The organism is Pseudogemmobacter blasticus (assembly GCF_003071405.1).
Taxonomy (GTDB): domain Bacteria; phylum Pseudomonadota; class Alphaproteobacteria; order Rhodobacterales; family Rhodobacteraceae; genus Pseudogemmobacter; species Pseudogemmobacter blasticus.
The window spans coordinates 873536-887220 of the sequence record NZ_CP020470.1; the positions used below are offsets into that span (position 1 = coordinate 873536).

Annotated in this window: 15 protein-coding genes; 7 read left to right on the forward strand and 8 right to left on the reverse strand. The window is 65.2% G+C overall.

From position 1 onward, the window contains the following. Nucleotides 1-81 precede the first annotated feature (81 nt). The 5 genes from B6K69_RS04175 to B6K69_RS04190 form a co-directional block, all read right to left on the reverse strand. Entirely contained in the window at nucleotides 82-948 is an 867-nt protein-coding gene (locus B6K69_RS04175; RefSeq protein WP_108642888.1) for an ABC transporter permease, read from the reverse strand. A 15-nt stretch (nucleotides 949-963) separates the two neighbouring features. Further along, nucleotides 964-1761: an ABC transporter ATP-binding protein gene (locus B6K69_RS04180; protein ID WP_107674212.1), complete on the reverse strand. Its 798-nt coding sequence runs from the start codon at nucleotides 1759-1761 to the stop codon at nucleotides 964-966. Then, nucleotides 1758-2300: a hypothetical protein gene (locus B6K69_RS17980; protein WP_123876529.1), complete on the reverse strand. Its 543-nt coding sequence runs from the start codon at nucleotides 2298-2300 to the stop codon at nucleotides 1758-1760. The genes B6K69_RS04180 and B6K69_RS17980 overlap by 4 nt, the downstream gene beginning before the upstream one ends. A 1-nt stretch (nucleotide 2301) precedes the next feature. After that, complete coding sequence (gene hydA, locus B6K69_RS04185) at nucleotides 2302-3753, reverse strand: dihydropyrimidinase (protein WP_107674211.1); 1452 nt, start codon at nucleotides 3751-3753, stop codon at nucleotides 2302-2304. 87 nt (nucleotides 3754-3840) lie between these two features. Beyond that, nucleotides 3841-5091 carry a Zn-dependent hydrolase gene (locus B6K69_RS04190; protein WP_108642889.1) on the reverse strand — a complete coding sequence of 417 codons (1251 nt, stop codon included), beginning with the start codon at nucleotides 5089-5091 and terminating at the stop codon, nucleotides 3841-3843. Nucleotides 5092-5227: 136 nt separating this feature from the next. On the opposite strand from B6K69_RS04190, the gene B6K69_RS04195 reads away from it, so the two are divergent. The 5 genes from B6K69_RS04195 (at nucleotide 5228) to B6K69_RS04215 (ending at nucleotide 8102) form a co-directional block, all read left to right on the forward strand. Further along, complete coding sequence (locus tag B6K69_RS04195; RefSeq protein ID WP_107674209.1) at nucleotides 5228-5881, forward strand: TetR/AcrR family transcriptional regulator; 654 nt, start codon at nucleotides 5228-5230, stop codon at nucleotides 5879-5881. Between the two features lie 100 nt (nucleotides 5882-5981). Next, nucleotides 5982-6554: a hypothetical protein gene (locus tag B6K69_RS04200; RefSeq protein ID WP_108642890.1), complete on the forward strand. Its 573-nt coding sequence runs from the start codon at nucleotides 5982-5984 to the stop codon at nucleotides 6552-6554. A 19-nt stretch (nucleotides 6555-6573) separates the two neighbouring features. Beyond that, nucleotides 6574-7029, forward strand: a complete 456-nt coding sequence (locus B6K69_RS04205) for a heme-degrading domain-containing protein (protein WP_108642891.1) — start codon at nucleotides 6574-6576, stop codon at nucleotides 7027-7029. Nucleotides 7030-7094: 65 nt separating this feature from the next. Continuing rightward, entirely contained in the window at nucleotides 7095-7703 is a 609-nt protein-coding gene (locus tag B6K69_RS04210; protein WP_108644764.1) for a TetR family transcriptional regulator C-terminal domain-containing protein, read from the forward strand. 93 nt (nucleotides 7704-7796) lie between these two features. Next, on the forward strand, nucleotides 7797-8102 hold the full coding sequence (locus B6K69_RS04215) for a hypothetical protein (protein WP_123876530.1): 306 nt from the start codon (nucleotides 7797-7799) through the stop codon (nucleotides 8100-8102). A 78-nt stretch (nucleotides 8103-8180) separates the two neighbouring features. On the opposite strand, the gene preA is transcribed toward B6K69_RS04215, so the two are convergent. The 3 genes from preA to B6K69_RS04230 all read right to left on the reverse strand — a co-directional run bounded on the left by preA (nucleotide 8181) and on the right by B6K69_RS04230 (nucleotide 11465). Continuing rightward, nucleotides 8181-9485: an NAD-dependent dihydropyrimidine dehydrogenase subunit PreA gene (gene preA, locus B6K69_RS04220; protein WP_108642892.1), complete on the reverse strand. Its 1305-nt coding sequence runs from the start codon at nucleotides 9483-9485 to the stop codon at nucleotides 8181-8183. Nucleotides 9486-9545: 60 nt separating this feature from the next. Further along, on the reverse strand, nucleotides 9546-10079 hold the full coding sequence (locus B6K69_RS04225) for a DedA family protein (protein ID WP_108642893.1): 534 nt from the start codon (nucleotides 10077-10079) through the stop codon (nucleotides 9546-9548). Between the two features lie 66 nt (nucleotides 10080-10145). Then, complete coding sequence (locus B6K69_RS04230; protein ID WP_108642894.1) at nucleotides 10146-11465, reverse strand: NAD(P)-dependent oxidoreductase; 1320 nt, start codon at nucleotides 11463-11465, stop codon at nucleotides 10146-10148. A gap of 255 nt (nucleotides 11466-11720) precedes the next feature. Here B6K69_RS04230 and accB point away from each other — a divergent pair, with 255 nt between their 5' ends. After that, a complete protein-coding gene (gene accB / locus B6K69_RS04235; RefSeq protein ID WP_107674202.1) occupies nucleotides 11721-12212 on the forward strand; it encodes an acetyl-CoA carboxylase biotin carboxyl carrier protein in 492 nt (163 codons plus the stop codon). 10 nt (nucleotides 12213-12222) lie between these two features. After that, the gene (gene accC, locus B6K69_RS04240; protein WP_108642895.1) at nucleotides 12223-13569 is read left to right on the forward strand and encodes an acetyl-CoA carboxylase biotin carboxylase subunit; all 1347 of its coding nucleotides are present in this window, start codon (nucleotides 12223-12225) and stop codon (nucleotides 13567-13569) included. Nucleotides 13570-13685: the final 116 nt, after the last annotated feature.

The following is a 13685-nucleotide window of genomic DNA, read 5'->3' on the forward strand; positions in this document are numbered from 1 at the left end:
GCCGGGGATCATAAATCCAGCCCGCGACAAGCGCGGCAATGACGATCCCCGTCAGGGTCCAGTCGAAGGCCGAAGCGTTCTTCATCGCGCCATCCCCATCCGCCGCAGCGTCACCCGCTCGACCAGCCCGATCACTGCCACCAGCCCGGCCGCCACGATGGCCGCCGCGAACAGCGCCGCCCAGATCTGGATGGTCTGGCCGTAATAGCTGCCCGACAAAAGCCGCGCGCCCAGCCCCGCCACGGCGCCGGTCGGCAGTTCGCCCACGATGGCCCCCACCAGAGCCGCCGCCGCCCCCACCTTGAGCGAGGCGAAAAGATAGGGCATCGAGGCCGGCAGCCGCAGCTTGCCCAGCACCGCCGCGCCCCCGGCGTTATAGGTGCGCAGCAGGTCAAGCTGCATCGTATCGGGCGCGCGCAGCCCCTTGACCATGCCCACCACCACCGGGAAGAACGACAGATAGGCCGAGATGATGGCCTTTGGCACCAGCCCCTGCACCCCCATGCTGTTCATCACCACGATGAACATCGGCGCGATGGCCAGGATCGGGATGGTCTGGCTGGCAATCGCCCAGGGCAGCACGCTCATGTCCATGGCGCGGTTGTGGACGATGCCCACCGCCAGCGCGATGCCCGCTGCCGTGCCGATGGCAAAGCCCAGAAGCGTGGCCGACAGGGTGATCCAGCCGTGATAGACCAGACTGCGCTTCGAGGTGATCGCCTGCCCGGCGACGCCCTTCCACAGCTCGGCCACCACCTGATGCGGCGCGGGCAGCACGGGGCGTTCCTGTGTCATGGTGGCGGCGACCATCTGGCCGAAGGCGGGCGGTTCGGTCGCCGCGCGCGCGGCCTGATCCAGCACCCAGGCCCGGTTCATCGCCACCGCCGCGCCATACCACAGCACCACGATGGCCGCGACAACCGTCAGGATCGGCAACACGCGGTTCATGCCCTGCCCCCGCGGTCAGTCATAGGAATGGCCCGCGCGCAGCCCTTCGCGCACCCGATGCGCGATGGCAATGAATTCGGGCGTATCGCGGATGTCCAGCGGCCGCTCCCGTGGCAAGGGGCTGTCGATCACATCGGTGATGCGGCCCGGGCGCGGCGACATGACCACGATCTTGGTGGACAGATAGACCGCCTCGGGAATGGAATGGGTGACGAAGCCGATGGTCTTGCCGGTCCGCGCCCAGAGCTTGAGCAGCTCTTCGTTCAGCCGGTCGCGGACGATCTCGTCCAGCGCGCCGAAGGGTTCGTCCATCAGCAGGATGTCGGCATCAAAGGCCAGCGCGCGGGCGATGCTGGCGCGTTGCTGCATCCCGCCCGACAATTGCCAGGGGAATTTCTTGCCAAAACCCTTCAGGTCGACCAGATCCAGCACCCGTTCGACCCGCGCTTCCTGCTCGGCCCGGGGGAAGCCCATGATTTCCAGCGGCAGCTTGATATTGCCGGCGATGGTGCGCCACGGATACAGCCCCGCCGCCTGGAACACATAGCCATAGGCCCGCTTGCGCCGCGCCTCGTCGGGGGTCATGCCATTCACGGTCAGGCTGCCGCCCGTCGGGTGTTCCAGCGCCGCGATGCAGCGCAGAAAGGTGGTCTTGCCGCAGCCCGAGGGGCCGATGAAGCTGACGAATTCGCCCTTGCCGATGGTCAGGTCCACGTCCTTCAACGCATGAACCGGCCCGTCATTGGTCTGGAAGACCAGATTCAGCCCCTGCGCCGCAATCACCGGCTGGCCGAGGTTGATGGTATCCTTCATATCAATGCGCCTTTCAGCGATGCTGGATAGGCCATATTGGAAATAAGTGGGCGCATTGCCCAAAGATAACCTTTTCCCCTTTCTGATTGAATTGGCTTAAAAAAACCCCGCTCATAACTATGATAACGATCATGATATTCAAACTGGCGATTCATTAATGGAACCGAACCAAATCTATCGGAAAACTCCCATATGAGATCCGCCTCCACATCACGGTGCGCCGTGGGGTTATTTTTTACTCGAATTTCCGCAAAGTAAATCTCTACTGTAAGATTAGGCAGATCCCTCGCAAGCGGATAAATCCAATTCTTAATATGAGATCTAAGCCTTTCACTGAAATTACCCTCCCCTATGTAAAGAACGGGCGACGCCTTCTTTTCATAGGAAATAGCAAATGGCTTTGTTGTCCTAATTACATATATTGAATGGTCGCCAATTTTCGCATCAGCTTTCTCAAGCCATGCTTTAGTAGAACGCCAACTCACGGTGTCACAGGCAGGAACCCGAACACAATTCCATTTTGCTGATATTTTGGCCATATCACACCCCGCTTGCCGGAATACCCGCGCGCGCCACCGGCCGCGGGTTGGTCAGCGCCTTCCAGGTGGACAGCGCCTTGCCGACCGGCGTGCCCGGCGCGCGGGCGACGAACTTGCCATGCCCCTCGACACTGGTCAGCGCGCCGTCCGTCACCGCCACATGGCCCCGGCTCATCACATAGCGCGGCAGGCCCTTGACCGTCTTGCCCTCGAACACGTTGTAGTCGATGGCCGATTGCTGGGCTTTCGCGCTGATGGTCTTTTCCTTCTCGGGGTCCCAGACCACAAGATCGGCGTCCGCCCCCACCAGAACCGCGCCCTTCTTCGGGTAGCAGTTCATGATCTTGGCGATATTGGTCGAGGTGACGGCGACGAATTCGTTCATCGTGATCCGCCCGGTGTTCACGCCATAGGTCCACAGCATCGGCATCCGGTCCTCAAGCCCGCCGGTGCCGTTCGGGATCTTGGTGAAGTTGCCGACGCCGAACCGCTTCTGTTCGGTGGTAAAGGCGCAATGGTCGGTGGCGACGCAGGACAGCGTGCCGCTGGCCAGACCCGCCCAGAGGCTGTCCTGATGGCGCTTGTCGCGGAAGGGCGGGCTCATCACCCGCCGCGCGGCATGGTCCCAGTCGGGGTTGAAGTATTCGCTCTCGTCCAGCGTCAGGTGCTGGATCAGCGGCTCGCCCCAGACCCGCTTGCCGTTCATCTTGGCCCGGCGGATCGCCTCGTGTGCCTCTTCGCACGACGTATGCACGACGTACAGCGGTACGCCCGCCATATCCGCGATCATGATCGCGCGGTTGGTCGCCTCGCCCTCCACCTGGCTGGGGCGGCTGTAGGCATGGGCCTCGGGGCCGGTATTGCCCTCGGCCAGCAGCTTGGCCGACATTTCCGCCACCAGATCGCCGTTCTCGGCATGGACCAGCGGAATCGCCCCAAGTTCGGCACAGCGGCGGAAGCTGGCAAACATCTCGTCATCGTTCACCATCAGGGCCCCCTTGTAGGCCATGAAGTGCTTGAAGGTGTTGATCCCGCGCTCGGTCACGGCCTTCATCTCGTCGAAGACCTGCTCGCCCCACCATGTCACCGCCATGTGGAAGCTGTAGTCGCAATGCGCCCGGGCGGTCTTGTTGTCCCAGATCTTCAGCGCGTCCAGCAGCCCCTGCCCCGGCGACGGCAGCGCGAAATCCACCACCATCGTGGTGCCCCCCGCCAGCGCCGCGCGGGTGCCGCTGTCGAAATCATCGGCCGAATAGGTGCCCATGAAGGGCATTTCCAGATGCGTATGCGGGTCGATCCCGCCCGGCATGACATAGCAGCCCGTCGCATCCAGCACCGTATCGCCCTTCAGCCCGTGCCCGATGGCGATGATCTGGCCATCCTCGACCAGAACATCGGATTTGTAGGTCAGATCGGCGGTGACGATGGTGCCGTTCTTGATGACAGTGCTCATTTCCCGCTCCCCAACAGGCCGCAGCCTGCTTCCAGTTGGCTCAAATACCCTCGGGGGTCCGGGGGCAGACGGCCCCCGGCGCCTCCGTCACGCAATCACCTCTGCCGTGTCCAGCACCGCATGAAGCAGCACGTCCGCCCCGGCTGCCGCCCATTCCGGGAAGATGGTCTCGGCCTCGTTATGGCTGAGGCCGCCCACACAGGGGCACATGATCATGGTGGTGGGGGCAACGCGGGCCGTCCAGCAGGCGTCGTGGCCCGCGCCCGACACGATGTCCATGTGGCTGTAGCCCAGCTTTTCCGCTGCAGACCGGACCTTCGTCACCAGATCGGGGGTAAAGGTCACGGGGTCGAAATGGCCCACCGCCTCGACCGCGCAGCCGACACCCAAGGCCTCGCAGATCGCCGCCGCCTCGGCCTCGATCTTGGCGCGCATCCGGTCCAGCTTGGCCTGATCGACGGTGCGGATGTCCACGGTGAACACCACCTTGCCCGGCAGCACGTTGCGGCTGTTCGGGGAAAAGGTCACCTGCCCCACCCCGCCCACGGCATTGGGCTGGTTCTCCATCGCCACGGCCTGCACCATTTCGAAGATGCGGGCCATGGCAAGGCCGGCGTTCACCCGCAGGTTCATCGGCGTGCTGCCGGTATGCGCCTCGCGGCCGGTCAGGGTGAATTCCAGCCACCACAACCCCTGGCAATGGGTGACGACACCGATGTCCTTGCCTTCGGCCTCAAGGATCGGGCCCTGTTCGATGTGCAGCTCGAAATAGGCGTGCATCTTGCGCGCGCCGACCTTTTCCTCGCCCACCCAGCCGATGCGCGCCAGTTCCTCGCCAAAGACCTTGCCGTCCAGATCGCGGCGGGCCTTGGCATAGTCTTCGGTATGGATGCCGGCGAAAACGCCGCTGGCCAGCATGGCGGGCGCGAAGCGGGCGCCTTCCTCGTTCGTCCAGTTCACGATGGCAACCGGGTGCCGGGTGCGGATGCCCAGATCGTTCATCGTCCGCACCGCCTCAAGCGCGCCCAGAACGCCCAGAACACCATCGTATTTGCCGCCGGTGGGCTGGGTGTCCAGGTGGCTGCCCATATAGACCGGCAGGGCGTCGGGGTCGGTGCCGGGACGGGTGGCGAACATGTTGCCCATGCTGTCCAGGCCCATGGTCATGCCCGCCGCCTGACACCAGCCCTGGAACAGGTGGCGCCCCTCGCTGTCGGCATCGGTCAGGGTCTGGCGGTTGCAGCCCCCCGCGATGCCGGGGCCGATCAGGGCCATTTCCATGAGGCTGTCCCACAGCCGTGCGGAATTGATCTTCAGGTTCTCACCTGGTGCGGCCATCTGGCGTCTCCCTGTCGCGGGGCCTCTGACGGGCCCGTTCCGACCATGCTTGCGGCGAATCTTGTCCTGACCGTATGGTCAAGGCGAAGCGCACCACAACCTGACCAGCCGGTCAACAAATTTCCCCAACCTGCCGATGGATGACTCTGCACAGAAAACACGCACAAGGGGCAGCCGTCGCACCGATATAAGGCGCGAGAACGAGCAGTTGATCCTGCGCGCCGCCGAAAAGGTGTTTGCCGAGGCCGGGTTCGGCGGGGCCACCATGCAGTTGATCGCCGATATGGCGGGCCTGCCCAAGGCCAACCTGCACTACTATTTCGCCACCAAGGAGGAGCTTTACCGCCGCGTGGTCGAGGACATCTTCCAGATCTGGCTGCGCGCCGCCGACAGTTTCGACAATGCCCCCGACCCGGCCAGCGGCATTGGCGCCTATATCGAGGCGAAGATGCGCATCTCGCGCGAGCATCCCTTCGGCTCCAAGGTCTGGGCCAGCGAGGTGATGCACGGCGCGCCGGTGATCCAGGACTATCTGGAAACCACGCTGCGCGACTGGACCGAGGGCCGCATCACCGCCATCCGCCGCTGGATCGACCAGGGCCAGATGGCCCCCATCGACCCGCGCCACCTGCTGTACATGATCTGGGCCACCACCCAGCACTATGCCGATTTCGGCCACCAGATCGAAACGCTGAACGGCGGCAAGCCGCTGAATGACCGGCAATGGCAGGCCGCGACCGACAGCGTGAAGGCCATCATCCTGCGCGGCATCGGGTTGAGCGGCGCCTGAGGGCGGGGTCGGGAGTCCGGCCTTCCCAAATGCCCCGTCTCTGTTACGCTGATCTTCTTTTGAACCGGCGGCCCGCCCGCTACAGACAGGATTTTCAGCCATGCGTTTTCCCGCTCTTGCCAGCCTTGCCGCCCTTTCGCTTGCGCTTGCCCTGCCCGCCCAGGCCGGCCCGGTGGCCGATGCCGCCGCCGCGCTGGAGGCTGCGGCCACAGGGGGCGATGCGGCGGCCCTGACCGCCGCGCAGGACCAGTTGCAAGAGGCCGCCTGGGCCGCGCAGCCGCTGCATTTCCGGCAGGCGTTGCCCACCGCCGCGGCTTCGGGCGGGTTCGGCGTCTATGATCCCCGCCCCGATACCATCTATGCGCGGGGCGAGGACATCTTCCTTTATGCCGAACCGCAGGGCTATGGGTATGGCGACCTTGGCGACGGCCGGTTCGAGATCGGCTTTGCCGTTGACCTGCGTATTCTTGACACTGCGGGCGGCGTTCTGGTCGAGGCACCGGATTTCATGGCGCTGACGCATCAGGCGCGCGGCAAGGCGCGCGAATTCGGCGCAACGCTGGTGGTGAACCTGACCGACGCCCCGGCGGGCGACTATCAACTGGAATTCACCTTCCGCGACCGGCACAGTGACCAGCGTGCCAGCTTCACCCAGCCGGTCACGCTGAAATAACCGACAGGACACGCCCCGGATGCAGCCCGAAACCATCGAAGCCGATTATGACCGCCTGATCTTCCCCCGTTTCGACGAAACGGTCGCGCTGGCGCTGGGGCAGGATCTGGTCCGGCGCGGGCTGGCCGGGGCGCTGCCCGTCGTCATCGACATCCGCACCGCGGACCGGGTGCTGTTCCACGCCGCCCTGCCCGGCGCGGCGCCACTGAACGACCTGTGGGTCGCGCGCAAGTCGGCCACGGCGCTGCTGTTCCAGGTGCCCTCGCTGCTGGTCGGCCTGCGCAACCGCGCCAAGAACGAAACGCTGGCCAAGCACGGGCTGGACGTGGCCGACTATGCCGACCATGGCGGCGCGGTGCCGATCCGGGTGGCGGGCACCGGGGTGGTGGCCTGCCTTACCGTCTCGGGCCTGCCGCAGGTGGAGGACCATCGTCTGGCCGTTGCGGCCCTTGAGGATGCGCTGGCGTCCCTGTGACCGAAGCCCCGTATTTGCCCCCGCCCGACACCCGCGCTAACATGCGGGACCGGAAAGGAAAGCCGATGACCGTGCCGCGCAGCCGCATTCAGCGCAAGAACCGAGAAGCCATCCTGGAAGCCGCGCTTGATGTGTTTTCGGCGCAAGGATTCCGTGGCGCAACGGTGGACCAGATCGCCGAGGTCGCCGGCCTGTCCAAGCCGAACCTGCTGTACTACTTCGCCTCGAAGGAAGAGGTGCACCGCACCCTTCTGACCGGCCTGCTGGACACCTGGCTTGATCCGCTGCGCGCGCTGAACCCGGAGGGCGAGCCGGTCACCGAGGTTCTGGCCTATGTGCGGCGCAAGCTGGACCTGTCCCGCGACTTTCCCCGCGAAAGCCGGCTTTTCGCCAATGAAATCCTTCAGGGCGGCCCCCGCATCCGCGAGGCCCTTGAGGGTGATCTGAAGGCGCTGGTCGATGAAAAGGCCGCCGTTCTGGCAGGCTGGATGGATCAGGGCCGCCTGGCGCGTGTCGATCCGGTGCATCTGATCTTTTCGGTCTGGGCGCTGACCCAGCATTATGCCGACTTCGACTTTCAGGTCCGCGCGGTTCTGGGGCCCGGCCATGATCCCTTTGCCGAAGCCGGCCCCTTTCTGGACACGCTGTTCCGCCGGATGCTGACCCCGGGCTGATCCTTCGGATTTTACGGGCTTTGCGGTGGGAAGGCCGCCCCCTTCGCGCTAGGATCGACGCAGTGGGGAGCAACCCTTGGAAAGGCGACGGAAATGGGACCAATCTCATCCGTCCGGCCAACGGTGCTGACGTTGGGAACATCGCCGCATCTGACGGCAGGACAGTCAAACAGCGCCGCCATCGCGGTGCGGGGCGGCGCGCGGGCTGAACCGGCGACGGCACCTGAAACCGGGCGCCCGGTGGCCCCGGCGTCCGACACGACCAAGGCCGCCACCGGCCTGACGGAAGACAATTACCAGATCGAAATGGCCCGGGCCCGGGCCGAAGCAGCGCAGCGCGCCTATCTCATGGCATCGCTGGCCGCCGGGCTGAACCCGCTGAACGACCCCGTGCCGTAACCCTGCCAGACTGGCCGGGCGCCCGGGATTGCCCCGAGGTCCGGACAGGCGTTTCCGCCCGGACCTTCGGGCGTGGCCCTATTCGGCGGCCTTCACCGACATCGGGTTGTTGGGGTGTGTCGTCCAGTTGGCATAATCGCCAACCTTGCGCCCCGTCCGCGGATCGACGACGCCCTTCTGCATCGGAACCATGGTGATGCAGTTCTCGACCGGGCAGACGTTGACGCACAGGTTGCAGGCGACACATTCCTCGTCCTTCACCGTGAACACACGGTCGGGCGACATGGCGATGGCCTGGTGGCTGGTGTCTTCGCAGGCGGCATAGCAGCGCCCGCACTGGATGCAGTCGGCCTGGCTGATCTGCGCCTTGGTGACATAGTTCAGGTTCAGATACTGCCAGTCGGTCACGTTCGGCACCGCACGGCCCACCAGATCGGCGGTCGAGGTGAAGCCCTTGCGATCCATATAGTCCGACAGGCCCGAGATCATTTCCTGCACGATCTTGAAGCCATAGGTCATGGCCGCCGTGCAGACCTGCACATTGCCCGCCCCCAGCGCCATGAATTCCGCCGCATCGCGCCAGGTGGTGACCCCGCCGATGCCGGAAATGGGCAGGCCATGGGTTTCGGCGTTGCGGGCAATCTCGGCCACCATGTTCAGCGCGATCGGCTTCACCGCCGGGCCGCAATAGCCGCCATGGGTGCCCTTGCCGTCGATCATCGGTTCGGGGCTGAAATCGTCCAGATTGACGCTGGTGATCGAGTTGATCGTGTTGATCAGCGACACCGCATCCGCCCCGCCGCGCTTGGCGGCCTCGGCCGGGCGGCGGATGTCGCTGATGTTCGGCGTCAGCTTGACGATGCAGGGCATCCGGCTGTGTTTCTTGACCCAGCGCGTCACCATCTCGATGTATTCCGGCACCTGCCCCACAGCAGAGCCCATGCCGCGTTCGGCCATGCCATGCGGGCAGCCGAAGTTCAGCTCCACGCCATCGGCCTCGGTATCCTCGATGCGGTGCAGGATGTCTTTCCACGACTCCTCATCGCAGGGCACCATCAGGCTGATCACCAGCGCGCGGTCCTTCCAGGCGCGTTTGACCGACTTGATCTCTTGCAGGTTCACCTCAAGCGGGCGGTCGGTGATCAGTTCGATGTTGTTCAGCCCCAGAAGGCGGCGGTCCGCCCCCCAGACCGCGCCATAGCGCGGACCCGAGACGTTGACGACCGGCGGCCCCTCTGACCCGAGGGTCTTCCACACCACGCCGCCCCAGCCGGCCTGAAAGGCGCGGACGACGTTGTATTCCTTGTCCGTCGGCGGCGCCGAGGCCAGCCAGAACGGATTGGGGGACTTGATGCCGATGAAACTGGACGTCAGGTCAGCCATGACGGGCCTCCTTGCAAAGGGCTGGGAGAGGATGCGGAAAAAGGGCGCGGAGCGCGACGGTCAGGCCAGATACGACCAGAGCCAGCCCAGGATGTCGCCGCCGAATTCGCCCATCTTGGGAATCAGGAACGCCCAGGCCACGGCGCCCAGCGTGTTCCAGAAGGCAAAGCGGGCCAGGGTCATGCCGCTCATCCCGGCCATCAGAAAGACGACGGGGCGAAACACGGTCACGAAATGGCCCACGAACACCGTGACCGGCCCATAGCGGGTAAAGGCGGCGCGGGCTTTCGCGACCATCTCGGGATGTTGCGACAGCGGCCGCATCGTCAGCACCGTGCTGCCGTAGCGCAGGCCCAGCCAGAACGAGAAGGTCGATCCGATCAGCGCGCCGATGCTGGCGCCCAGCCAGAGCGACAGGAAGTCGATCGCCCCGGTGGCGGCCAGCGCGCCCATGGCAACCAGAACCGCTGTCGAGGGAATCAGGATCGACAGAAAGGCCGTCGTCTCGGCCGCGGCAAAGATCACCATGATCCAGGGCGCCCAGGCGTGATGGCGTTCGATGAACGCGATGACGGTGTCGATCCAGCCTTGCATGTCCGCTCCTGCCTGCGGCCTGATCTGGGTCAGGCCGGGGCGGGGTGCAAGAAGAAAGCGCGCCCATCACGCGCCTGTCAGATAGGCGTGGATCGCCTCGGCGGCATCGCGGCCTTCGGCAACGGCGGTCACCGTCAGGTCTTCGCCGCCCGCCGCACAATCGCCGCCCGCCCAGACCCTTGCCGGTGTTGCCGCGATCTTGCCGCCTGCAACCGTCACCCCTTCGGGCACGCCGGTCAGCGTCTGGCCGATGGCCTTGAACACCTGATCGGCCTTCAGGGTAAAACCTTCGTCCAGGAGCTTCAGCCCGTCCGGCCCGTCTTCGGTATAGGCGAAATCTACCGCCTCGGCCCGGCCGTTTCCGGTGACGCGGAACGGGGCCGCGTTGTGGATGATCCGCACGCCCGCCTGCAGTGCATGGTCCTGCTCATAGCCCGAGGCCGCCATCTTTTCGGGGCCACGGCGATAGACGATGGTCACAGTCTCGGCGCCCAGGAGTTTGGACTGCACCGCCGCATCCACCGCCGTCATGCCGCCGCCGATCACCACGACATCGCGGCCCACCGGCAGTTTCGACAGGTCAGACGACTGGCGCAGGTCGGCGATGAAATCCACCGCATTGGCAACGCCGGGCAGATCCTCGCCCTCGGCGCGCAGCGCGTTCACACCTTGCAGCCCGATGCCAAGGAACACCGCGTCGAAATCGCGCTGCAGGTCGGCCAGCGTCAGATCGCGGCCCAGCTCGACGCCGCATTTCACCGTGATGCCGCCGATCTGCAGCAGCCAGTCCACCTCGCGCGCGGCAAAGCCGCCGGCGGCCTTGTAGCTGGCGATGCCGTATTCGTTCAGCCCACCCGGCTTGGGCCGCCGCTCGAACACCGTCACCTCATGGCCCTTCATGGCCAGACGATGCGCGCAGGCTAGACCCGCCGGCCCCGCCCCCACCACAGCGATGGTCTTGCCGGTCGCAGGGCCGCGGGAAAACGGATGGCGGTTCCTGGCCATCGCCACATCGGTGGCGTGGCGTTGCAACAGTCCGATCTCGACCGGCTTGCCTTCGGCGGTCTGGCGCACGCAGGCCTCTTCGCACAGGGTTTCGGTCGGACAGACGCGGGCGCACATGCCGCCCAGGATGTTCTGCGTCCAGATCGTGCGGGCGGCCGCTTCGGGCGTGCCGGTGGCGATCTGGCGGATGAACAGCGGGATGTCGATGTCGGTGGGACAGGCCGTCACGCAGGGTGCGTCATGGCAGAAGTAGCAGCGATCCGCCGCCACCCGCGCCTCATGCGCATCCAGCGCGGGCAGATGATCGTCAAAGTTCCTGTCATAGGCAGTTGCGGGCAGACGTCCCGGAACGATTCCGGGCGTGAGCTGGCTGTTCGGCATCGGGGTCTTGCCTCCCTGGCTTATGGCTTGAAGGAAGCGTCTCACAGATTTTTATTTTATCAAACGGTAAATTTTGTGCGTCGGTCGAATCTGTCGAGACGGCCGCGCCGCTGCGACGGATTGCCCAGAAAAGCGGCGGCGGCTTTGGGCGCTTTTCACCCTGCTCTGGCTGTCCTATAAGCGGTCAGCCCTGACAGCCGCCCCGCATGGGGCGGATCGGTGTTCAGGACAGCAGGAACGTCAACAGAGGACGGCATGAGCAAACAGACCCCCGACACGGACGTGGCCTTCATCGCGGCCCTTGCAGAGCTTCTGAACAAGAACGAGCTGACCGAGATCGAGGTGAAGCGCGAATACGGCGAGGATGACAGCCTGTCGGTGCGTGTGGTGAAGCAGGCGACCGTGATCGCCGCGGCCCCCGCGCCGGTCTATGCCGCCGCCCCCGCCCCGGCCGGTGCGGCCCCGGTGGCCGCGGCGCCCGCCGTTGCTGCGCCGGAAGATCCCAGCCAGCACCCGGGCGCGGTCACCTCGCCCATGGTCGGCACCATCTACCTGGCCCCCGAGCCCGGCGCGGCGACCTTTGTCACCGTCGGCGCCAAGGTGGCCGAAGGCGAGACGCTTCTGATCATCGAGGCGATGAAGACGATGAACCATATCCCGGCCACGCGGTCGGGGATCGTCAAGCGCATCCTGGTGGAAGACGGCCAGCCGGTCGAATACGGCGCCCCCCTGATGATCATCGAATAAGGGCGCCAGGATGTTCGAGAAAATCCTGATCGCCAACCGGGGTGAGATCGCGCTGCGCGTGATCCGGGCCTGCCGGGAAATGGGGATCAAGTCGGTCGCGGTGCATTCCACCGCCGATGCCGATGCCATGCATGTGCGGATGGCCGACGAATCCGTCTGCATCGGCCCGGCCCCCAGTTCCGAAAGCTATCTGAGCAAGGCCGCCATCATCTCGGCCTGCGAGATCACCGGCGCGCAGGCGGTGCATCCGGGCTATGGCTTCCTGTCGGAAAATGCCAGCTTCGCGCAGGCGCTGGAAGACCACGGCATCACCTTCATCGGCCCCAGCGCGGAGCACATCCGCATCATGGGCGACAAGATCACCGCCAAGGACACCGCCAAGGCCCTGGGTATTCCGGTGGTGCCGGGCAGTGATGGCGGCGTGGCCGATTTCGAGACCGCCATCGGCGTGGCCGAGGGCATCGGCTTTCCGGTCATCATCAAGGCCACCGCTGGCGGCGGCGGGCGCGGGATGAAGGTTGCCAAGACCCCGGAAGAGCTGGAGATCGCCTTCCGCACCGCCCGGGCCGAGGCGAAGGCCGCCTTCGGCAATGACGAGGTCTATATCGAGAAATACCTGCAAAAGCCGCGCCATATCGAGATTCAGGTCTTTGGCGACGGCAAGGGTGGCGCCGTGCATCTGGGCGAACGCGACTGTTCGCTGCAACGCCGCCATCAGAAGGTGTTCGAGGAAGCCCCCGGCCCGGCGATCACCCCGAAGATGCGCTCCGAGATCGGCGCCATCTGCGCCAACGCCATGTCGAAGATCGCCTATATCGGCGCGGGCACGGTGGAATTCCTGTATGAAGACGGGAATTTCTACTTCATCGAAATGAACACCCGCCTGCAGGTGGAACATCCGGTGACCGAGTTCATCTTCGGTGTCGATCTGGTGCGCGAACAGATCCGCGTCGCCTCGGGGATGCCGCTGTCGTTCACGCAGGACGATCTGGAAATCAACGGCCACGCGATAGAGGTGCGGATCAACGCCGAAAAGCTGCCGAACTTCGCGCCCTGCCCCGGCAAGGTGCGCACCTTCCATGCGCCCGGAGGTTTGGGCGTGCGGATGGATTCGGCGCTTTATGGCGGCTATTCGATCCCGCCCTATTACGACAGCCTGATCGGCAAGCTGATCGTTCACGGTCGCGACCGGCCCGAGGCGCTGTCGCGCCTGCGCCGCGCCCTGGGCGAGCTGATCGTTGATGGCGTCGATACCACGGTGCCGCTGTTCCACGCGCTGCTGGCAGAGCCCGACATCCAGAACGGCGATTACAACATCCACTGGCTGGAAAAGTGGCTGGCGCAGCAATTCGGCTGATCCGGCCCTGAGGACCGCAATGCCTGCGCCCGCCCCACCAAAGGGGCGGGCGCAGGGCTTTTCGGGGCCTCGTCTGGCGGTGGCGGGGCTTCACCCCCGGCCCCGGCGCATGTTAG

Bases quoted from the DNA above. Each gene is read 5' to 3' on its own strand.
- B6K69_RS04230 (WP_108642894.1), bottom strand. From the start codon at position 11,465: ATGCCGAACAGCCAGCTCACGCCCGGAATCGTTCCGGGACGTCTGCCC.
- accB (WP_107674202.1), top strand. From the start codon at position 11,721: ATGAGCAAACAGACCCCCGACACGGACGTGGCCTTCATCGCGGCCCTT.
- B6K69_RS04205 (WP_108642891.1), top strand. From the start codon at position 6,574: ATGCAGCCCGAAACCATCGAAGCCGATTATGACCGCCTGATCTTCCCC.
- preA (WP_108642892.1), bottom strand. From the start codon at position 9,485: ATGGCTGACCTGACGTCCAGTTTCATCGGCATCAAGTCCCCCAATCCG.
- B6K69_RS04190 (WP_108642889.1), bottom strand. From the start codon at position 5,091: ATGGCCGCACCAGGTGAGAACCTGAAGATCAATTCCGCACGGCTGTGG.
- B6K69_RS04200 (WP_108642890.1), top strand. From the start codon at position 5,982: ATGCGTTTTCCCGCTCTTGCCAGCCTTGCCGCCCTTTCGCTTGCGCTT.
- B6K69_RS17980 (WP_123876529.1), bottom strand. From the start codon at position 2,300: ATGGCCAAAATATCAGCAAAATGGAATTGTGTTCGGGTTCCTGCCTGT.
- accC (WP_108642895.1), top strand. From the start codon at position 12,223: ATGTTCGAGAAAATCCTGATCGCCAACCGGGGTGAGATCGCGCTGCGC.
- B6K69_RS04175 (WP_108642888.1), bottom strand. From the start codon at position 948: ATGAACCGCGTGTTGCCGATCCTGACGGTTGTCGCGGCCATCGTGGTG.
- hydA (WP_107674211.1), bottom strand. From the start codon at position 3,753: ATGAGCACTGTCATCAAGAACGGCACCATCGTCACCGCCGATCTGACC.
- B6K69_RS04215 (WP_123876530.1), top strand. From the start codon at position 7,797: ATGGGACCAATCTCATCCGTCCGGCCAACGGTGCTGACGTTGGGAACA.
- B6K69_RS04180 (WP_107674212.1), bottom strand. From the start codon at position 1,761: ATGAAGGATACCATCAACCTCGGCCAGCCGGTGATTGCGGCGCAGGGG.
- B6K69_RS04210 (WP_108644764.1), top strand. From the start codon at position 7,095: ATGACCGTGCCGCGCAGCCGCATTCAGCGCAAGAACCGAGAAGCCATC.
- B6K69_RS04225 (WP_108642893.1), bottom strand. From the start codon at position 10,079: ATGCAAGGCTGGATCGACACCGTCATCGCGTTCATCGAACGCCATCAC.
- B6K69_RS04195 (WP_107674209.1), top strand. From the start codon at position 5,228: ATGGATGACTCTGCACAGAAAACACGCACAAGGGGCAGCCGTCGCACC.